At 69.9% G+C, this 20133-nt stretch carries 19 protein-coding genes and 2 pseudogenes; 11 read left to right on the top strand and 10 right to left on the bottom strand.

The window, feature by feature from the left end:
* Positions 1–37 precede the first annotated feature (37 nt).
* Positions 38–700: a pentapeptide repeat-containing protein gene (locus tag IEZ10_RS36620; RefSeq protein ID WP_189251103.1), complete on the top strand. Its 663-nt coding sequence runs from the start codon at positions 38–40 to the stop codon at positions 698–700.
* 133 nt (positions 701–833) lie between these two features.
* Here IEZ10_RS36620 and IEZ10_RS36615 read toward each other — a convergent pair whose 3' ends face one another.
* The 6 genes from IEZ10_RS36615 to IEZ10_RS36590 form a co-directional block, all read right to left on the bottom strand.
* Positions 834–1838, bottom strand: a complete 1005-nt coding sequence (locus tag IEZ10_RS36615; protein WP_373287455.1) for an ABC transporter substrate-binding protein — start codon at positions 1836–1838, stop codon at positions 834–836.
* The gene (locus IEZ10_RS36610) at positions 1835–2629 is read right to left on the bottom strand and encodes an ABC transporter ATP-binding protein (protein ID WP_189251102.1); all 795 of its coding nucleotides are present in this window, start codon (positions 2627–2629) and stop codon (positions 1835–1837) included. The genes IEZ10_RS36615 and IEZ10_RS36610 overlap by 4 nt, the downstream gene beginning before the upstream one ends.
* Positions 2630–2631: 2 nt before the next feature.
* Positions 2632–3723, bottom strand: a complete 1092-nt coding sequence (locus IEZ10_RS36605) for a FecCD family ABC transporter permease (RefSeq protein WP_444545407.1) — start codon at positions 3721–3723, stop codon at positions 2632–2634.
* Between the two features lie 218 nt (positions 3724–3941).
* Positions 3942–5765 (bottom strand): FtsX-like permease family protein, encoded by a 1824-nt coding sequence (locus tag IEZ10_RS36600; RefSeq protein ID WP_189251100.1) that lies wholly within the window; start codon positions 5763–5765, stop codon positions 3942–3944.
* Between the two features lie 5 nt (positions 5766–5770).
* Positions 5771–6517 (bottom strand): ABC transporter ATP-binding protein, encoded by a 747-nt coding sequence (locus tag IEZ10_RS36595; protein WP_229812023.1) that lies wholly within the window; start codon positions 6515–6517, stop codon positions 5771–5773.
* Positions 6518–6705: 188 nt separating this feature from the next.
* Positions 6706–7896, bottom strand: a complete 1191-nt coding sequence (locus IEZ10_RS36590) for a S41 family peptidase (RefSeq protein ID WP_189251099.1) — start codon at positions 7894–7896, stop codon at positions 6706–6708.
* On the opposite strand from IEZ10_RS36590, the gene IEZ10_RS36585 reads away from it, so the two are divergent.
* From IEZ10_RS36585 to IEZ10_RS36560, 6 genes and pseudogenes are all read left to right on the top strand, one after another.
* Complete coding sequence (locus IEZ10_RS36585; RefSeq protein WP_189251098.1) at positions 7889–8080, top strand: hypothetical protein; 192 nt, start codon at positions 7889–7891, stop codon at positions 8078–8080. The two genes, IEZ10_RS36590 and IEZ10_RS36585, sit on opposite strands and share 8 nt — an antisense overlap.
* Before the next feature lie 68 nt (positions 8081–8148).
* Complete coding sequence (locus IEZ10_RS36580) at positions 8149–8802, top strand: response regulator transcription factor (RefSeq protein ID WP_189251097.1); 654 nt, start codon at positions 8149–8151, stop codon at positions 8800–8802.
* Positions 8799–9884, top strand: a complete 1086-nt coding sequence (locus tag IEZ10_RS36575; RefSeq protein ID WP_189251096.1) for a HAMP domain-containing sensor histidine kinase — start codon at positions 8799–8801, stop codon at positions 9882–9884. Before IEZ10_RS36580 ends, IEZ10_RS36575 begins: the two co-directional genes overlap by 4 nt.
* Positions 9885–10017: 133 nt before the next feature.
* The gene (locus IEZ10_RS36570) at positions 10018–10344 is read left to right on the top strand and encodes a hypothetical protein (protein ID WP_189251095.1); all 327 of its coding nucleotides are present in this window, start codon (positions 10018–10020) and stop codon (positions 10342–10344) included.
* A gap of 166 nt (positions 10345–10510) precedes the next feature.
* Positions 10511–11263, top strand: a complete 753-nt coding sequence (locus IEZ10_RS36565) for a hypothetical protein (protein WP_189251094.1) — start codon at positions 10511–10513, stop codon at positions 11261–11263.
* A gap of 47 nt (positions 11264–11310) precedes the next feature.
* Positions 11311–11547, top strand: a pseudogene (locus IEZ10_RS36560) (ISL3 family transposase); the annotation flags it as partial.
* A gap of 149 nt (positions 11548–11696) precedes the next feature.
* On the opposite strand, the pseudogene IEZ10_RS39620 reads toward IEZ10_RS36560, so the two are convergent.
* Positions 11697–12053 (bottom strand): annotated as a pseudogene (locus IEZ10_RS39620) (recombinase family protein); the annotation flags it as partial.
* A gap of 277 nt (positions 12054–12330) precedes the next feature.
* Here IEZ10_RS39620 and IEZ10_RS36550 point away from each other — a divergent pair.
* On the top strand, positions 12331–13560 hold the full coding sequence (locus IEZ10_RS36550; protein WP_189251093.1) for an alpha/beta hydrolase family protein: 1230 nt from the start codon (positions 12331–12333) through the stop codon (positions 13558–13560).
* On the opposite strand, the gene IEZ10_RS36545 is transcribed toward IEZ10_RS36550, so the two are convergent.
* Positions 13512–13895: a transposase gene (locus tag IEZ10_RS36545; RefSeq protein WP_189251092.1), complete on the bottom strand. Its 384-nt coding sequence runs from the start codon at positions 13893–13895 to the stop codon at positions 13512–13514. The genes IEZ10_RS36550 and IEZ10_RS36545 overlap by 49 nt on opposite strands.
* 453 nt (positions 13896–14348) lie before the next feature.
* A complete protein-coding gene (locus IEZ10_RS36540; RefSeq protein ID WP_229812022.1) occupies positions 14349–14804 on the bottom strand; it encodes an NUDIX hydrolase in 456 nt (151 codons plus the stop codon).
* A 392-nt stretch (positions 14805–15196) separates the two neighbouring features.
* Here IEZ10_RS36540 and IEZ10_RS40170 point away from each other — a divergent pair, with 392 nt between their 5' ends.
* Positions 15197–15331 (top strand): hypothetical protein, encoded by a 135-nt coding sequence (locus IEZ10_RS40170; RefSeq protein WP_268246417.1) that lies wholly within the window; start codon positions 15197–15199, stop codon positions 15329–15331.
* 158 nt (positions 15332–15489) lie between these two features.
* Positions 15490–16074 (top strand): dihydrofolate reductase family protein, encoded by a 585-nt coding sequence (locus IEZ10_RS36535; RefSeq protein WP_189251090.1) that lies wholly within the window; start codon positions 15490–15492, stop codon positions 16072–16074.
* Positions 16075–16272: 198 nt separating this feature from the next.
* On the opposite strand, the gene IEZ10_RS36530 is transcribed toward IEZ10_RS36535, so the two are convergent.
* On the bottom strand, positions 16273–17280 hold the full coding sequence (locus IEZ10_RS36530) for an RNA polymerase subunit sigma-70 (RefSeq protein ID WP_189251089.1): 1008 nt from the start codon (positions 17278–17280) through the stop codon (positions 16273–16275).
* Positions 17281–17898: 618 nt separating this feature from the next.
* Here IEZ10_RS36530 and IEZ10_RS36525 point away from each other — a divergent pair.
* Complete coding sequence (locus IEZ10_RS36525; protein WP_189251088.1) at positions 17899–19983, top strand: prolyl oligopeptidase family serine peptidase; 2085 nt, start codon at positions 17899–17901, stop codon at positions 19981–19983.
* Positions 19984–20133 lie beyond the last annotated feature (150 nt).

The raw sequence follows: 20133 nt of genomic DNA, 5'->3' as shown, positions 1-20133 counted from the left end.
CGCGCCCACGGCGGGATCGATGGGGAAGGCAGGACATATGGATACACGCACCGTACGCCAGAGGAGCGTCACGCTGCCCGACCTGGACGACGCCGGCCTGAACGACGTCGATTCGCTGGAGGGTGAGCACGGCGAGCTGCGTGACTTCCGCTACGCCGACGCCGGCCTGCGGGAGCTGCCCCTGTCGGGTGTCCGGCTCATGGACGGGCGCGTCACCGGCCTCACCACCCAGCGTGCCCGCCTGGACGACCTGACCGTGTACTCGGTGGCGTTCTCCGGTTGCGACCTGTCCGGCCTGCGCTGGGCGGACAGCAGGCTCTCCCGCGTCGCCTTCACCGACTGCACGATGCTCGGCTCCGCATGGGAGCAGGTCATGCTCGATGACGTGGTCTTCGAGCGGTGCAGGCTGGACTACGCGGCCTTCATCCGGCTCCGCGCCGCAGGCTCGGTGATCTTCACCGGGTGCTCGCTGCATGAAGCGCGTTTCGGCGGGTGCGACCTGAGCGGCGCGGCGTTCGAGGAGTGCGACCTGCGCCTGACCGAGTTCGACGGCGGCACCTACCGCGGCTGCGACCTGCGCGGCAACGACCTGGCGAGCCTCCGAGGAGTAGGCGCGCTCAAGAAGGTCATCGTCGATCGGTCGCAGCTTCCGGGCCTGGCCCAGGCGTTCGCGGCCGACCTGGAGATCAGCATCGATTAGCACCACAGCCATCTGCAGGGGAGGTGAAGACAGGGATTTACGGCCGCGGTTCGACGATCTCCGGGGGCGTGCCGGCATTGGGGACACGGTCGCCGGTGCGGTCACGGGGCGTGGCCCGTCTCGCCGTGACTGCTCATCTGTCCAGCTCGCGGAGATATGCGGCGAACTTCTCCAAGCCGTCGAGGTTGCGCGGCCCGCTGATGCCCTCGTTGTAGTCGAGGATGAAGAAGCGGTCGTTGACGACGGCGGGCAGCTTGCTGGTGGCGGGGAAATCCTTCAGGAACTCGATCTTCTCCTGGGCGGGCTTGTCCCCGTAGTCGAGGATGATGATGACCTCCGGCTTGGCCTTCATGACGGCTTCCCAAGTCACCTCGGTCCATCGGGCGTCGAGGTCGGCGAAGACGTTGCGGCCGCCGGACAAGCGGATGATGTCGTTGGGCGGCACCTGGCTGCCGGCGGTGAAAGGCTTGTCGGTGCCCGAGTCGTACAGGAAGACGGGGACCTGCTCGTCCTTGGGCGCCTGTGCCTGCACCGCCTCGACGCGCTTGCGGTACCCGTCGACCAGGGAGCGGGCCCGGTCCTCGACGCCGAAGATCTTCCCGAGGCGCTCCAGGTCCGTGTAGAGGCCTTCGAACGGTGTCACCCGCTCGGGGTGTCCGGGGTAGTTGAAGCACGATTCGGTGTGCATGAAGCTCTGGATCTTCAGCCCGTCGAGGATGGCCGGGGTGATGCCGCGCTGGTCGCTGAAGCCCGAGCGCCAGCCGGCCACCACGAAGTCGGCCTTGGCCTCCACGACCAGCTCGCGGTTGAGCAGGTCGTCGCTGAGGAACTTCACCTTGGCGTACTCGGCTGCCCAGGGTGACTCGGTGACGGGCGGGTTGGCGGGTGGCATGACGTAGCCGTGGACGTGCTTGGTGAGGCCGAGGGCGAACATCTTGTCGGCGCTGCCGCCTTCGTAGACGACGGCGCGGTGCGGAGTGGTGTACTCGACCGGCTGGCCGCACCGGTTGACCGTCACCTTCCGGGCGGCTGCGGGGCCGTCCACCTGGGCTCCGCAGCCGGTCAGCAGCAGGACACCCACCAGGGCTGGGACGGTGAAGCGCAGTGGGCGGAACGCCAGCGGGGAGCGCGTGGTCACGCGGGGTTTCCTTTCGCGGTCGGAGTCGAGCCCAGGTTGTAGAGCACCTGGGGGACGCCGGTGAGGGGGTGGGGGACGATGCTCGCCGCGACGCCGAAAACGTCGCGCAGGAGCGCTTCGGTGAGGACCTCGGCGGGAGGCCCGCAGGACACGAGACTCCCTCGGGACAGCACCGCCAGCCGGTCGCACGCGGAGGCGGCGAGGTTGAGGTCGTGCAGGGTGACCAGCACGCTGAGACCGGATTCCTTGAGCATCGACAGCAGCCGGAGCTGGTGGTGCAGGTCGAGGTGGTTGGTCGGCTCGTCCAGGATCAGCACCCGGGGTTCCTGCACGAGCGCGCGGGCCACCAGGACCCGCTGGCGTTCACCGCCGGACAGCGACAGCACGCCGCGGCCGGCCAGGTGCGCGATCCCCGTCTGCGCCATGGCCCGGCGGCACAGCTCGCGTTCGGTTGCGCTGAGCGCCTGGTTGCCGCGCAGGTGCGGGGTGCGTCCGAGCGCGACGACCTCCCCGACGGTGAAGTCGAGGTCGGATCCTCCTTCCTGGGTGAGCGCCGCGATCATCCGGGCGCTCTCGCGCAGGGGGATCCGGTCCAGGTCCCTGCCGTCGATGCGCACCACGCCGCCGGTCGGCCGCAGCGCCCGGTACACGCACCGCAAGGCGGTGGTCTTGCCTGAGCCGTTCGGGCCGATCAGGCCGACGATCTGCCGGGGCCCGACGGTGAGCGCCAGGTCGCGCAGCAGGGCCGCCCCGTCGACGGAGACCGAGATCTCATCGAGCAGAAGGGTCATCGTCAGCGGCCTCCGAACAGGTAGCCGCGGCGGCGCAGCAGGAGGAGGAAGACCGGGACGCCCACCAGCGCGGTGATCACACCGATGGGGAGTTCTCGCGGGGCGACCATGGTCCGGGCCAGCAGGTCCGCCCAGACCATGAAGACCGCGCCGGCCAAGGGGGCGATCACGAGTACCCGCGCGTGTGCCGCGCCGGCCCGCAGGCGGACCATGTGCGGCAGCACCAGTCCGACGAACCCGATCGCGCCGCTGACGGCGACCATCGCTCCCGTCGCCAGCGAGGTCAGCACGAACAGTCCCCGGCGGAGCCGGCGGGCGTCGATCCCCAGGCTCGCGGAGGTCTCGTCGCCCAGGGCGAGCACGTCGAGGCCCCGGCCGAGCCGGCGCAGGATGACGAGCGCGACGGCCACGGCGGCGGTCACGACGGGCAGGGCCCCCCAGGTCGCCGCGCCGAAACCGCCCATCGACCAGAACAGCACCGTGCTGGTCGCCTCACCGTCCGGCACGAAGTACACGATCACGCTCATCACGGCCTGGAAGCCGAACGCCATCGCCACGCCGGTGAGCACCAGCCGTAGCGGCGCCAGGCCCGCGGCGCCCCGCGAGGCCAGGTAGACCAGAGCCGAGACGAGCAGCGCCCCGAGGAACGCGCCGGCCGACACCGCGTAGACCCCCAGCGCTGCGAGGGAACCGGAGACGGTGACCAGTACCGCTCCCGCCGAGGCCCCCGAGGACACGCCCAGGACGAACGGGTCGGCCAGCGCGTTGCGGACCATGGCCTGGATCGCCACGCCGACCGCGCTGAGCCCGGCTCCGACCACGGCCGCCAGGAGCACGCGCGGGGTCCGCACCTGCCAGATGATCTGGTACGACGTCACCTCCTCAGCGGTGATCCGCCCTCCGGTGAGAGCCGCCCACAGGTAGCGGAGCGTCTCGCCGGGTGGCACGGCCGCAGCGCCCAGGCCGATCGCCAGCAGCACCGAGACGCAGAGGGAGCAGACCAGCAGGGTGACGGCTGCAGACATCGGCAGCGCTCGCGCTGTTGGCCGGGGGGATTCCTCCGGCGGGGCCGGAGCGGGAGGGGTTGAGCGCACGTCAAGGTCCGGGCGCTGTGGGGCGGAGGACAAGCCCACGAAACACTCCGATAATGAGAACCGTTTTCACAAGACGGTATCAGTGATCGGAGGAGCCGGATCCACGGGGTTCACCCTCGATCCCTCAGCGGACGCCTGCCTGCCTGGTCACCGAAGAGGCAGGTGCGCTTTTCTGGGAGATCGACTCCTGAGATCGCGAATCATTCTGTTAGGGGTTCTTAGAGCGTCGCGGTCACGGGGCGGTGGCCGCCAAGGTGGGCGGGAACGGAGGTGAGCGCCGCCACCACGAGCACGGTTGCCAGCACCAGGGCGATCAGCTGCCAGGGTGCGGGAAGCGTGGCCTTGTCGCTGTCGCCGCCGGTGATCGTGTTGATGGAGGCGAACAGCAGGAAGCCTCCCGGGAAGACACCCAGGACGGCGCCGAGGAGCGCGGGCAGCACCTGCGCGGTCGCCAGGGCGACGGTCACTTCCCGCGGGGTGGCGCCGAGGGCGCGCGCCAGGGCGGACGCGCGCCGGTTGTCGAGCACCGTCGCCCAGGTGATGACGATGGCGTTGACCGCCGCCAGGGAGAGCAGGATGACCGTCCAGACGAGGAGCACGTGCCGCAGCACCGCCACCTGAGCTTCGGTGTACGCGCCGATGCCTGGCTGGCCGCCGAGGAAGGCGTTGAGCACCAGCAGGACGTAGATGCCGCTGACCGTGACCGCGATGCTGACCACACCCAGCACCACCCGTCGCGGCCGGCGGGCGGCGATCCGCAAGGCGAGCAGCAGCGGGACGGGCAGTCGCGTCGAGACAGTGATCAGCCAGCCGGTGCGGCGAGGTGGGCGGGCCGCGTCGGCCAGCGCGCTGACGGTGCTGGAGCGGGCCGCGCGCAAGGCCGGAACAGCGGTCGCCACGATCGCGACGCCGAGTGCCACGGCGGTCACCAGGGTGATCGTGGACCACGTCGGCGACGCCGTCCCCGCGCTGCCGACGAGGCCGGCACTGGACTCGGTGAGCAACGGAGCGGTCAGTGCTCCGATCGTCAGCCCGGCCGCGGCCGCGACGGCGGCCACCAGGAGGTACTCCGCGAGCAGCACGGCAGCGACCAGGACCGGTGTGCCGCCGGCTGCTTTCAGCAACCCGATACGCCTGGTCTGATCGGCCATCCGGCCGCCGACCAGCACCGAAAGACCGGCCACGGCGAGCAGGCCGAGCAGCCAGGCGCCGATCAGCAGCAGGATCTGGGAGTCTTCGGCCAGGTCGGTGGCGTCGGCGAGGATGCTCTCCCAGGTCTGCATCGGCATGGCGCCGCCATGATCGCCACCGGTCCGGTCGACGAATGCCTGCGCTTTGTCCGGTTCGGCCAGCTTCAGGTTCATCACATAGGACAGGGGGCTTCGGTCCGAGGCGAGGCTCCGCACGTCCGCCTGGGTGAGCCAGACCAGCCCGGGATTGTGCAGCAACCCCGCCGGCAGGTCCCGGTCGTCGGGGATGGCGCCGTTGATGCAGCCGGCGGAGACGATGCAGGACGCCCCGGGATAGGGCGGCATGGCGGCGGTGACCGCGACGCCGACGACCTCGAACGACCTGCCGCCCAGGGTGACCGAGTCACCGACGCCCACATCGAGCGAGTCGGCGAAGGCTGCCTCGAGCACCACGCCGCCGTCGCTGACCCACCTGCCCTGCGTCACCTGGGGCTGATCGACCGCCGCGACGGTGGCGTCGCGCCCCATGGCCTGGACATCCGACGTCCGGCCGGACGCCTCGAGCTTTCCCGCGATGACGGGGTACGGTCCGCCGTGCTCGGTGACGCCGGAGGCGGCGGCCAGTTTCCCGAGCTCAGCGAGGCCGGCGAGGTTGGCGTTGGCGACCACGTCGGGTCCGTTGGTCGCCGCCCGGGTGCTCTGGTACGGGTCGCCGGCCGCGTCGCGCAGGACGAGCCCGAGCGTCAGCGTCGTGGTGGCCGCCAGGATGGCGGTCAGCAGAAGCGCGGCCTCGGTACGGCGACGCCGGAGGTCTCGCAGGGCCAGACGGACCACGAGAAGGATGCGGCCCATTGCGGTCAATCCTCCAGCCCGACGAGCGCGCCGAGTTGTCCGGTGGTGCCGCCGGTCAGCCAGGTCTCGTCCGCGAACGCGCCGTCGCGCATCGAGAACTTCCGGTCCGCGGTGGCCGCGATCCGCGCGTCGTGGGTGACGATGACCAGCGTCTGCCCCGACTCGTGCAGGTCCTCGAAGAGCTGGAGGACGTCCAAGGTGGCGGCGCTGTCCAGGTTTCCGGTCGGTTCGTCAGCGAGGACGACCAGCGGCTCGTTGCTCAGCGCCCGGGCGACCGCGACCCGCTGCCGCTGGCCGCCCGACAGCGCGGAGGGCAGGAACCGCGCCCGGCCGGCGAGCCCGAGCTGATCCAGCAGCTCCTCCGCGCGCCGCCGTGCGACCCGCGGCGAGCGTCCGGCCAGCAGAGCCGCCAGCTCGACGTTCTCGACGGCGGTGAGCTCCTCCATCAGGTGGAAGGACTGGAAGACGTAGCTGACCTCGGTACGCCGCATCAGGGCCAGGGCCTTCTCGCTGATGTTGTCGATGCGCCGGCCGTTCAGCGACATCTCGCCGGCCGAGGGCCGATCCAGCCCGCCGAGCAGGTGCAGCAGCGTGGACTTACCGCAGCCGCTGGGCCCCATGATCGCCACCGTCTCTCCCGCGCTGACGTCGAGATCGACGCCGTCGACGGCGCGCACCGATCCTTCCCCTTTGCCGTGCTCCTTCCGCAGCCCGCGGGCGCTCAGTACGGGCGTGCCGACGGCATCGCTCACAATCCCACTCCTTCGATAGATCCGGTTCTGCTTACGGGTCTTGAGCCGGCGCAGGCCCGCCCCAAGCGGGAGCACGATGCCCTCCGCCAACAGCGCCGCGGTCGAGCGGGCCCGGCCCGGCCATGACGGCGCGCTGCGTGTCGGCGACGGTGAAGGAGGCGGACGGCCCAGCCGCTGCGGCAAGCGCGTCAAAGAAGCGCCAGCGCCTTGACCACCCCCGGGTCGCGCCCGGTGGCCAGGTCGAGCGCGGTCATGGGGGCGTAGTGGTCGACCGGCACGCCGATCGTGTCGATGATTTCGCGGGCGGGCCCGAGGTGCCGGACCTTGGGCAGGAGCACGGCGCTGCCGTCGTCGAGGAGGTATGCCTGGCTGGGGCCGGAGACGGCTCCGGCGGTGCGGGTTCCGATGAGGGTGCCCAGGCCGTTGTCCTTGACCGCCGCGCTGAAGTCCTCGCAGGCCGAGGCGCATCCGCGGTCGGTGAGGACGATCAGGCGCGCGCCGAGCAGCGGGACGCTGTCGTCGGTCCGGTTGGGCACGCACTCGCCCTTGAGCGGGCAGAAGTAGCTCGTGACCTTGCCGTGCGCGAATGCGCCGAGCAGCCGCGTCACCTCGCGAGGTGACCCGCCGCCGTTGCCGCGCAGGTCGAGGACCACGACCTTCGGTTTGTCCCGCAGCTTGGCGATGACCTGGTCGGCGGCGCCTTCGTAGAATCCGGGCAGTTGGACGTAGATGGCGCCGTCGGCGAGTTTCTTTGACGTCACCGCCGGGGGCTGCCGCGTGATGGGGCCCTCTTTGAGCTCGACGGTGCGGGTCCGTCCTGTTGCGGGGCGCTTGAGCGTGAGCCGTACGGTGCCGGGGGCGGTGATGGCCTGGACGAGGCTCTGGTTCACGGCGTCGCCGATGAACGCCGGCACGCCGTTGGCCTTGACCACGATGTCCCCTGGCCTGATGCCGGCCTTGGCGGCGGGGCTGCCGGGCAGGACCCGGGTGATGAACAGCGGCGGCCGGGCCGCGGGGTCGAGCTGCGGGCCGTACTCGGCCGACACGCCCGTGATGCCCGTCCCGATCGGCTCGCCCTGCGACGGGTCCGGCCGGACCCAGCGGGCGTGGTCGTCGTGGAGCCCGGCCACCATGCCGGTGATCGCGGCGCGCAGCGCGGCGGGGTCGCCGTCACCGAGGACCTTCGCGACGGCGGCCCAGTCGGTGTCGCGGTTCCCGCTCAGGGCGGGCAGCTGGAGGTGGCGCCGGTCGGCGCCGCGCCGCATCAGGTTTTGGGTGTAGGCGGCGAAGGCGCTCTGCAGCAATTCCTTCGGGTCCATGACGGGGCCGCTGTAGTAGTTGTCCAGCACGCAGAAGTACGCCTGCCGGAGCGTGTTCACCGATGTCGGCGGTGCCGATTCCGGCGGTGGCGCCGTGCTGGTGGTGCAGCCCCCGCCTCGGGTGGCCGACGGGGACGCCGGCTGGGACGTCGTGGCCGATGCCGACGCGGATGCGGACATGGAGCAAGCCGCCACCAGGACGGCCGCGCAGAGGGCTCTGATCATGACCGCCAGCGTGGCCTGAAGCGGGTTACACGGTCGTGAACGGATCCGTTAACGCCGTTGCAACCCCGGTTCGAGTATGAATGCCGGGTGCGCATTCTGGTGGCCGAAGACGAACGAGACCTGGCCGATCTCGTGGCGGTGGGATTGCGCCGCCATGCCATGGCCGTCGACGTGGTGTACGACGGGGCCGCCGCGGTGGAACGGTTGGCGGTGCACGACTACGACGTTCTCGTGCTGGATCGGGACCTGCCCGAGATGCACGGCGACCTCGTGTGTCGTGAGCTGGTGGCACGCGGGAGCCGTACGCGGATCTTGATGATGACGGCGGCGGCGTCGGTGCCGGAGCGAGTGGCGGGTCTGGGGATGGGAGCCGACGACTACCTGCCCAAACCGTTCGACTACGCCGAGCTGGTCGCGCGAGTGCAGGCGCTGGGACGGCGCAGCCGGTCGGCGGTACCGCCGGTACTGACCCGGCACGGGATCGTGCTCGACCCCCACCGGCTGCAAGCCTCGCGGGACGGGCGGCACCTGCACCTGTCACTCAAGGAGTTCGCCGTCCTGGAGGTGCTGATGAGGGCGGACGGCACCGTCGTGAGTTCCGAACGGCTGCTTGAAGAGGCCTGGGACGAGAACGCCGATCCGTTCACCACGGTGGTGCGGGTCCTGATCAGCCGCCTACGGGCCAAGCTGGGCGACCCGCCGTGCATCCAGACCGTTCCCGGTGCGGGATACCTGCTGTGACGACGATCCGGATCCGACTCACCCTGATCTACTCCGGACTGTTCCTGCTGACCTCGGTCGTGTTGCTGCTCACGGTCAACCTCCTGCTGCGCCAGGCGCTGAAGACGCGGATCGCCCGGCTACCCCGGGGAGCTGTGGCACCGGGTGATCGGCCGCTGCGGCCGCAGCTACCCGAGCTGGTGAACGGCGTGATCGGCTACCAGTGGGAGATGACCGCCTTCACGGTGGGGATCTTGACGCTGGTCTCGCTGGCCGTCGGATGGCTGGTCGCCGGGCGGATCCTGCGGCCCATCCACCGGATCACCGCCACCGCGCAGCGACTGTCCCTGTCGACCCTGCACGAGCGGATCGCGCTCACTGGGCCGAAGGACGAGCTGAAGGAACTGGCCGACACCTTCGACGCGATGCTCGACCGGCTCGAACGCTCCGTCGAGGGACAGCGGCGGTTCATCGCCAACGCCTCCCACGAGCTGCGGACCCCGCTGGCCGTCCAGCGGGCGGCGATCGAAATCGGGCTCCCCGAGGACGGCGCCGAGATCCGCGGCACGCTCCTGCGCCACAACCGCCGCGCGGAGAACCTCATCGACGCCCTGCTGGTCCTGGCCCAGGCGGAAAACGGCCTGGACAACCGGAGACCGGTGGCCCTGGACCAGGCGGTACGGCTCGTCCTGGCGGAAACAGGTTCGGACGGCGTCACCGTGACGGGGCGGGCAGAGCCGTTCGTCGTCGATGGAGACCCTGTCCTGCTGAACCGGCTCGTCACCAACCTCCTCGACAACGCGGTCCGCTACAACCATCCGGGCGGAACCGTTGAGGTAACGCTCTCCCGTGGAGTGTTGACGGTCCGTAACACCGGCCCGCACGTGCCCCAGGAACGTTTCGGCGACCTCTTCGAGCCCTTCCGGCGGCTGCAAACGACCCCTGGCCAGGGCGCCGGACTCGGATTGTCGATCGTCGCGGCGATCGCGAAGGCTCACGGGGCCGACGTGCGAGCGAGCCCCAATCCGGGTGGCGGGCTGGAGCTCGTCGTGGTTTTCGCGGGATCCGAGGACGCGTCCCCCGCAGGAGGAACAGCGGAATGACGCATGTGACACAGAATGTGCATTATCTTTCACGCCGCCAACCGACGGGTCACCTCCGCTCTGCTCGGCGACCGCCGCCGCGCGGGCGACTCGGCTGCATCATGTGTCACATCGCCTTTCGGGAGGCGGCTCCGTGCCCATCGTGGTGTTCCCCAGCCGGCCCGACCCTGCGACCGCAGGCGTGACGGGCACGGCCGCAGTCGAGCGTTTCCTCGACTCCCCTACTACGGCCACCACCCGCGCCGGCTACGCCGAGACCCTTACCCGGCTGACCGCGGCCACCGGCCCGCACTGTCCGGTCGCCGCCCTGCAGCCTGAGCACTACGCCGCGGTGATGGATCACTGGAATGTCGCGGCTGCGCCGACCTGGTGGCTATGTCGGTGGGAAGTAGCAGCGTTTGTTGACGGGTTCGGGCAGCAGCCGATGATCAACAGGTGCAGAAATGTTCGTGAGAAGTGACAGCACGTACTGCCCGTAAAGACGCCTGAGAGCAGGCCACGTGTGGACGCGGCTCCGGGGTGATGGACAGATCTTTCTGCACGTGGTCTACACATCCCGCCCAGAGGGTTCTGCACGCAGCTGTGCGAGCATGCCCGGTGTGCCCAGGTATGTGATGATCGCTGTGTTGGTGCTGCTGGTGGCGGGTTGCAGCTCGGGAGCGAAGGCCGCTCCCGAGATCGCCGGATATGTCGAGACGTATCTGCAGGCGCACCCGGACGTCAAGCGGGTGGCGAAGAAGGGGACCGAGAGCGCCACCGTGGTCATCAAGGGGCGGGACCAGGATGTCTTCGCCGATCTGGGTGCGGGCCTACGCGGACGGCTCATCCGGACGGGCGGTGCTGCGTATATGCAGATGCTGGGAGAAGAGGTTGCGCCGGGCAAGACCTGGGACAAGATCACCGAAGAGCACGAGCCGTACAACCTGTTCGGTATCGGCGTGGTGACAAGCCAGGCGATGACGCTGGTGAACAGCCACCGGGTGCACGCGCTGCTGGCAGCAAGAGGACGAGCGAGCGGCCCGGCGTCGGATGGTGGGCTCGACCGTTACACGGTCGCCATCGACGTGCAGGCGGCACTCGGCGAATTGGATCTCGGCGCGTTCCTCGAGGTATACGATCCGCTGCCGCTCACGCAGGACACCGAGAACGAGTACGCCCTGGTCCAGGCCGGGGACAAGGCGGCGCAGGTACGGCTGCGTGAGGAGTTGCTCAAGGAGTTCGGCGCGCAGGCCACGTACGAGCTCTGGCTCGATGGTCAGGGGCGGCCAGCGCGGCAACGGCTGACCGCGAAGACCCCGGCGGAGGTCACCTTTTCCCATTGGGGTGATACGACCGTGACCGCTCCTCCGGCCGATCAGGTCCGGGCGCTGACGAGGTGACCTCGCGCTATGCGGCGGTGCCCCGATGTCGGCCATGGCACGGAACGCTGGCGGTCGCGTGGAGCACCGCGAACGACGCCGTGTTGGCCGAGGGCAAGCAGGTACTGATCAACGACCCGGCCCGGTTCGACGGCGTGAAGGTCATTGGGATCGATGAGCACGTCTGGCGGCACACCCGCAAGGGCGGCAAGTACGTGACCGTTATCATCGACCTGACCGCGATCCGTGACGGCACAGGCCCTTCTCGGTTGTTGGACATGATCGACGGCCGGTCCAGACAAGTCCCGGCGCACGCTGCTTCGCGCTTGCCGGTGGGGATGATCAAGTCCTTGCGGATCTTTCCGACGGGTTCGCCGGCTGCGCGGCGCCGTAGGACGGTGCGGATCATGTCGTCGGTGATGACGGCGGGACGGCCGCCGTGGTTGCCCTTGCGGGCTGCGGCGTCCAATCCTTCCAGCATGGCCTCACGAATTGCTTCCCGCCCGGTTTCGGCCATGGCGGCGAAGAACGTGAACAGCATCCGGCCGGGCCCGGCCGGATCGTAGATCCCGGCGAGCATCTCCAGGGCCAGGCCGTGTGCGGTGAGGTGGTCGGCCAGGGCGGTGAGCTCGCCGGCGTCGCGGCCGAGCCGCTTCATCTCGTACACGGTGAGGATGACGCGGCAGTGCGGAGCATGGGCCTTGATCCGCCGGGCGGTGGCCAGAGCCTTCGCGAACCCGGACCGGACCTTGAGGCGGGTGGAGATCTTCTCGCTGAAGATCTTGTTCGTGGAAGCAGCCGAGCTCGACATCACCGCCATCTGGACGGACGTGCCCCGGACGCTCGGCGTCGCGCCGCTTGATGTCGGTGATGCCGGTCATCGCCCCGTCTGCCGCGGAGCAGCTGTGGCGGCCGGGCAAGGTCGTAGTCGGCCTGCTGCTGTATGAGGACGTTGCCGAGGTTCCGGCGCCGGACCGGGGCGGCGCGGGCGGGGAGACCGCCGCCGGCCACATGAACCACCACGCGGCTCCCAGCAGGCCCAAGCTTTTAGATACTGAGTGTATATACGTGGGATATAGTACGTCGGCATGAGTCAGTTGATCCACGATCAGACCCAGACCAAGCGTGAACTGCGCAGGCCTTGGCGGCGAGGCCGGCTGGCCGCTGTCGCCGGGCTCGTCGCCGTCATGGCCGCCACCGGCCTCGGCCAGACCGGGTCCGCCTCCGCCTCCGCTGGTCGTGCTGCCGCCGAGCTTCACCTGCCCGCGCCCACCGGCTCGCGACCGATCGGCACCACGTCCCTGTACCTCAAGGACACCTCGCGCCCCGACCCCTGGGTGCCCAGCGTCAAGGCCCGCGAGCTCATGGTCTCGCTGTGGTATCCGGCCAAGGCGCCGGGCCGCCAGCGGGCGCGGTACATGACCCCCAAGGAGTCCGAACTGCTGCTCAAGGACGGGGACATCACCGACATCCCGGCCGACACGCTGAGCAAGGTGCGCACCAACGCCTTCACCGATGCTCGTCCCGCAGGAGTCGCGCACAGCCTGCCCCTCGTCGTGCTGTCCCCTGGGCACAGCAAGCCCAGGTCCGAGCTCACGGCCCTGGGCGAGGAACTGGCGAGCCGGGGATACGTGGTGGCCGCCATCGACCACACCTACGAGAACGTCGCCCAGACCTTCCCCGACGGGAGGGTCACAACCTGCGTCACGTGCGAGATGAAGAAGGACCCGACCGTGTGGGAGAGGCTGGAGAAGGGCCGGGCCGCCGACGTCTCCTTCGTGCTCGACGAGCTGACCGGCGCGCACCCGAAGTGGAAGGACGCGCGACTGATCGACACCTCCAGGATCGCCATGTCCGGCCAGTCCGTCGGCGGCGCGAGCACGCTCGCCGCCATGGCCGCCGACCCCCGGTTGCGTGCCGGCATCGACGTGGACGGCATCGTGGAGAGCGCGCTTCCCGAGGCCGGGCTGTCCCGACCGTTCCTGCTGCTGGGCAAACCCGCCACGTACACGCCGGGCCAGCTCGGCGGCGCCAACTGGGAGGGTGTCTGGGCGGGGCTGCACGGCTGGAAGCGCTGGCTGCTCGTGACCGGGGCCGCGCACACGTCCTTCACCGACCTCGGTGTGCTGATGGACCAGATCGGCATCGAGGACGGCGCCAGCATTGCCGGCGCCCGTGCGATGGCCATCACCCGCAGGTATGTCGCGGCCTTCTTCGACCAGCACCTGCGGAAGAAGCCGCAGCCCTTGCTGAACAAGCCGTCGGCCGGCTACCCGGAGGTCAAGTTCTGCGCCCCCGAGAAGAAGACCTGCGTATAGCGCCGCCTCGGCTCGTTCAGCAAGTCCAGGCGTCCGTCCCACTGCACCGCGACCAGCCAGTCGATGCCGGCGCGGGCGTCGGCGTCGGCCTGCGGACGCTGCGGCATGCGGGTGAAGGCGTCATCCAGCGCCCAGCGGCGGAACCGGGTGTGGAGACTCTGCCGGGTGCCGTACCGCTCAGGGACGTCACGCCAGGCGGTGCCGGTGCGGATCTTCCACACGATGCCGTTGAGGACGCGCCGGTCGTCTTCGCGGGGGCGTCCCATACGGCCGGGTGGGAGAAGCTCGCGAAGCTTCTCCCATTCCTGGCCTGTCAGCTCGTGGCGGCGGATCATCCGAAGACGATCCCGCACAACCCGGATCACCTTGAAGACACGGCCCAGGGCGAACAGCCCTCGTCACCGAATCGTCGTCAAGATCGCCTGTGTAGCGCCGAAATCCGGTCCTCCCCGGGGCCAGGTGACGCGGACGCCGGTGCTCGACATCCCGGCCGCGTCGACGCCGCGGGTGGTCGGGCTGTTCGGGTCGCAGGGGTCGAAGGGAGCCTTCATGTCCCTGCGGTAGGGAGCAGGGAAAGGAAAAGGGAGCCGGTCGGCGGCGCACCGATCGGCCCCTTTCGTGTGTTGCGCTTCAGTTGCCGCGGCTTGCAGCCGTGGAACACCTCGACGGCGCCGAGGGCCTGTCGCGTGACAACCCTCAATAATGGCCGCACCCGCCGGCACCGATCCCATTCGGCCATCAGCGCGGCCGGCGCCGGTGCGAAGGCCCGGTCGCCGGGACCGGCCGGGTCACGCCGGAGGCCGCGCCGATCTCAGGTCAGGTAGCGCGAACAGCGTGTCGGCGTGTTCGGCCAGCAGGCGGGCGACGGAGGCCGGCACGAGGTCGATCCCGGCCAGACCCGCCGCGGTGAGCGGCACCTCCTCGACCACGTAGTCGCCGCGGGCCGGGTCGGCGAACTCCGGGCCGCTGCGGCGGGCCGGATTCCAGGTGTGGAGGCGGGCCAGGAAGACGTACTGGCGGTCGTCCCCCTCGATGACGTGGATCAAGGAGCAGATGGTGGCGGCGCCGGCGAGCTCCTCGTGGATCTCCCGGTGCAGCGCCGCCTCCAGGGTCGCATCACCATCCTCGACGCCGCCGCCGGGCAGCACCCAGTACGGCGCCGCTCCGGGACGGAGGCGTTTGATGGTCAGCAGGCGTCCGGCCGGGGTGATGAGGACACCGCGGACCCGTTCGGGGCGTTTCACGTCGATACACCTACCGGTGGGCTCCGGGGTGCCGTCAAGACTCGTGTCACCAGGTACACGCGATCGCGTCAGACCTGGTGGTGAGCATGGCGACATCGGACGACACTGTCGTTCCGTCGGGTCTTCCGCTCAGCGACGGAAGCTGCTGGCCAGGCTCAATGCGATCACGTGTACCTGATAGCAGCTTCGTTGACGGCAGGCCGGGTTTCGTTTACGGGGTCGAACAGGGCCTCGTGGGCGTTGGGGGGGCGATCGGACGACAGCACTGGAAATCCGGGACACAATCCCTTGCCGCGCGCTGATCACCGCCGAGTGGTACCAGGCGTCGTCGTCGACCACATAGACGTCACGCCGCCGCTGAACTCGCCCACACCCTTCATGATCATGTCCAGGTGTGGGACCGCGACTGGCGCACCCACCCCGCCCCGGCGTTCACCCTCTACCCCGCCGATGCCCTTGCGCCTGTCCCGGCGGTCGGCCGGGTCTTCCGCAAGCGGCACACCCGGCTGGTCATGACCTGGCGCTGACCGCACAAGGAGACGCACCGGCCTTCGTGACCCGCCGTACTGAGTCCGGAACGCGAGGACTACCTGCGGAGCAGATCGCGCACCGATTAGGTTACCGATTAGGTTTCCGCGCCGCGCCCGTCTGTACGTGTGAGATCGACTCACGAGAGGCTGGCACGATGCGGAAACTGATCTTCGGCATGAACGTGACCCTGGACGGCTACATCGCCGCGATCGGCGACGACATCGGCTGGGGTGGTGGGGAGGGGCCGGACTCATCGCCGAGCGCCGAGCTGTTCCAGTGGTGGTACGACCAGATGCGGGCGAGTGATCTGTCGCTGTACGGGCGCAAGCTGTGGGAAGCGATGAGCTCCCACTGGCCGACCGGCGACCAGCAGCCCGACGCCACCCCGGCGGAGATCGAGTTCGCGCGCCTCTGGCGGGACATGCCGAAGGTGGTGTTCTCATCGACGATCGACAAGGTCGACTGGAACACCCGCCTGGTCACCGGCGACGCGGTCGCCGAGATCGCCCGGCTCAGGGCCGAGGACGGCGGCCCGATGGACATCGGCGGCGCGACGCTCGCCGGGGCGGCCATGCGGGCCGGGCTGATCGACGAGTACGCGCTGGTGACCGTGCCGGTCCTGGTGGGCGGCGGCACGCCGTTCTTCACCGCGCTGGACAGCTGGGTGAACCTGAACCTGGTCGAGACGCGGACATTTCCCGGCGGCGTGGTGCTGACCCGATACGAGACGAGGCGATGAGCACGGGCCGAATGCTCGGCCCGTAAGGCCAGGCCGAAATCCTTCCTGGCGTGCTCACCGTGACCCTCGGCGATGAGGGAACCTTTTCCCGGCCCTTCCTTGCGTTCCGAGTGAGCTGTCGACCGACTCGCTGAAGATGAGGACGACGGTGACGCCGGCCCGTGGCGCTGGACTTGTCGACGATGGGGACTTGTCTGATCACAGCGTCGCGGGCAGGCCCAGCCATGGTTTGTCGGTGGCGTCGAATCCGGTGAGCTCGGCGATCTTCCCGTCGACGATGTGCAGGACCGCGATGGTGAATAGCCGGTACTCCGGGTCGTCGGGAGTGCGGAGGTACAGCACGGCGGCAGGCATGCGGTTGACCGTCGTGGCGATGCAGCGCCAGTCGTCGTAGCCGCGCTGGAAGAGCCCATTGGAGACCCAGCCGTCCACCGCGTCCTTGGCCGTCATGATCAAGGTGCCCGGTTCGGGCAGCATCGCGAAGCGCAGGTCGTCGCGCAGCAGGGACACCAGCCCGTCGAGGTCGTTGCGCTCATGGGCGTCCATATACGACTTCACGACGCCGCGCTCGTCATCCGACAGCTCGTGCGGGGCAGGGCTCCGCCAGTCGAGGCGGCGGTCGGGCAACTGCTCGCGCATCGTCACGCGCGCCCGCTGCAGTGCGCTGGTCACCGATGCGACGGTCAGCTCGAGGGCGTTGGCGGCCTTCGACGCCGGCCAGCCGAGGACGTCGCGCAAGATGAACACCGCCCGCTGCCGCGGCGGCAGGTGCTGGACGGCGACGATGAACGCCAGCTCGATCGTCTCCCGTGCCACCACCGATTCCTGCGGGTCCTCCGGGAGCATCCGGTCCGGGTAGGGCTGCAGGTAGCGCACCTCCGAGCCCGCGCCCGGCAGCTCGGCAGGCACGGGTGTGCGGTCGTTGCGCTTCTCCAGGAAGTCGAGGCAGGCGTTCGTCGCGATCCGGTACAGCCAGGTCCGCAGCGCGGCGTGGCCCTTGAACGACTCCCGCTTGTTCCACACCCGCAGGAACGTCTCCTGCGTCATGTCCTGGGCGTCCTCGTAGTTCGCGAGCATCCGGTAGCAGTGCACCTGCAGCTCACGCCGGTGGCGCTCCGTGATGAGCGCGAACTGTGCTGCGTCATTCGAGCGGGCCGCCGCGATGAACGCGGCCTCGTCGTCGCCTAGCAGTCTGGTGTCGGTCATGGTCGTCAATCCTTCCGCGGGTGGCGAGGGGCTACCAGAACTGACGACGTGGCGGAGGATTTCTGAGCGGTGAAGCCACTGACACCGGGCCGTTCGTCAGGCCGTACGGGTCGGGTCGATCCAGGGGACGTGTCCGGGTCGGGCACACCCTCGATGTCGAGGTGGGGTCCCCGTCGTACCGGGGAAAGACCGGGCGGATATGGCTGGTCTGGCTGATCACCCAGTGCAGCGGCCGATCCCGGCCGGCCAGTGGCAAGCCCTATGCGCCCAACGAGGGCCCTTACCGCCGGATCTCGCGGACTTGTTCCTCCCGGGCCTTCAACAACCGCCGACAGCCGTTTGTTAAGAGGATGGCGAGTGTGACGTCCCCTCCGCAGCCACCTGACGACGCAGCCACCTGACGACCTGCTGGCCGCCTTCCCGTCCCGATCCAGTGAGATCCGCGCCGACCGGCGGCACCGGAAGGGGGCAGATCAAGTACGCCGGAAAGGGTTGATAGGGCTGGTCAGAGGCCGTGACTGTTGCTTGCTCGGCATGGCCGTCAGGCGAGCCTGGCGGAGGGGCGCGTGATCCAATGTCCGACAAGCCGCTGGATCTCCGGCATATGATCATGTGCGTATGAGCGACATCACCGAACCCCCGATCGCCCGGGTGGACGTCGTGCGCGAGACCCTCCACGGCATCACACTCGAAGACCCCTACCGGTGGATGGAAACCGAAGGCGAGGAGTTCCACCACTGGCTGGACGGCCAGGCCAGGCACGCCCGCGAGCACCTGGACGCCCTGCCGCACCGCTCCGGCCTGCTGACCCGGATCCGCGAACTGGGCGGTGCGCTCACGCGGTACTTCGGCCTCGCGATGGCAGCCGACAGACTCTTCGCCCTGGTACGCGAGCCGGACGCCCGCGTGCCGGTGCTGACGGTGACCGAGGCCGGCGGAGCGAGCAGAGTCCTGTTCGACCCCGGCACGGTGCCCGGCGACGGGCACCACGCCATCGACTGGTACGTCCCCTCCCCCGACGGCCGCCACGTCGCCTGCGCCGTCTCCGCCTCCGGGTCGGAGGACAGCTCTCTCCACGTGATCGACGCCGACTCCGGAACCCTCCGGGAGACGATCCCACCCACGACGCGTTTCGCCTTCCTGAGCTGGCTGGAGGACAGCCGGTCGTTCGTCTATCACCGCTACGCAGAGCAGCACCGCTTGGACAGCCGCTCCTTCCTGCATCACCTGGGCGCCGACCCGGCGCAGGATGCGGTGGTGCTGGCGCGCGGACTCAACCCCCACATCGAGCTGACCCCGCGCGACCGGCCGTTCCTGGTGGTGCCGCCGCACGGCGAGTGGATGCTGGCGATCATCTCCCACGGCGCGCTCAGCCCTTGGCCCTGGACCAGCGAGCAGCTGAGCGACTGCACGCTGTACGTGGCGCCACGGACCGGGCTGGCCGACCCGGCCACCTGCCCGTGGCGGAAGGCCGCGGGCGCAGCCGACGGCGTGACCGCCTTCACCACCAGCCACGACACCCTCTACCTGGTCTCCCACCGGGACGCGCCGCGCTCCCGCGTGCTGGCCGTTCCGCTCGCCGCACCCGACCTGTCCCGAGCCCGGGTCATCGTGCCCGCGGGTGAACGGGCGGTGGAGACGGTGCGGGTGGTGGGCGACCGGCTGCTGGTGCGCGATCTCGACGGCGGCGTCAGCCGGATGCGGCACGTGCCCCTGTCCGGCGGCGAGCCCGCCGACCTCCCGATGCCGGTGGACGGCGCCATCCTGGAGTGGACCACCCACCCCGAGCGGCCCGAGGCCCTGCTGCTGGTGGCCGGCTGGACCGACGCGCCACGGCTCTACCGCTACGACGGCCGGTCCCTCCAAGACACCGGGCTGGCGCCCCGCTCACCGGTGGACTTCGGCGACGTGCACGCCCGCACCCTGTACGCGCCCGCGCAGGACGGGACGCCGATCCCGCTCACGGTCATCCACCACAAGGACCTGGAGCTGGACGGCGACAACCCGGCCGTGCTCACCGGCTACGGCTCCCACGGGTTCATCGACCTGCCGGAGTTCCGTCCCGAGATGCTCGCCTGGTACGAGCGTGGCGGCGTCTACGCCGTCGCGCACCTGCGCGGCGGCGGCACCTACGGCCGAGAATGGCACGAGGCCGGGCGCGGCGAGCGCAAGGAGACCACCATCACGGACTTCATCGACTGCGCCGAGCACCTCATCGCCCTCGGCTACACCCGCCCGGGCCGGCTGGCCGCCGAGGGCGCCAGCAGCGGCGGCATCCCCACCGGCGGCGCGCTCGTGCGCCGCCCCGATCTGTGGGCGGCCATGGCGATGCACATGCCGACGGTGAACGCCACCCGCAACGAGTTCACCGACAGCGGGCCGGTCAACGTGCCCGAGTTCGGCAGCGTCACCACCGAGGAGGGCCTGCGTGCCCTGCTGATCATCGACGCCTACCTGCGGGTTCGGGACGGCGTGCCGTACCCGGCGGTGCTGCTGACCACCGGCCTGCGCGACGCGCGGGTGCCGCCGTGGCAGCCGGCGAAGCTGGCCGCCCGCCTGCAGGCGGCCACGGCCTCCGGCCGGCCGGTGCTGCTGCGCGTCGAGGAGCACGGCGGCCACGGTGCCGGCACGACCAGCGACCAGGAGCAGGCACTGCTCGCCGATGTGCTGGCTTTCGTCCTGCACGCGACCGACGGGTCATGATGACGACAGACATGTCGGGTACGGCACGCGCACGCGCCCTCAACCACGTCGCGGCCCGGTCGATCCCGGCCTGTGTGTGACGCTCGACCTCCATCGTGGGGCGCCTTCAGCCACCCCTCGTCGAGTTCCCTGCCGGTGAGCCGGCCGTCG

It is taken from the genome of Streptosporangium pseudovulgare (assembly GCF_014648055.1).
Taxonomy (GTDB): Bacteria; Actinomycetota; Actinomycetes; order Streptosporangiales; family Streptosporangiaceae; genus Streptosporangium; species Streptosporangium pseudovulgare.
Note: the sequence above shows the minus strand (reverse complement) of the source record. Positions and strands in the feature narration are given on the sequence as shown.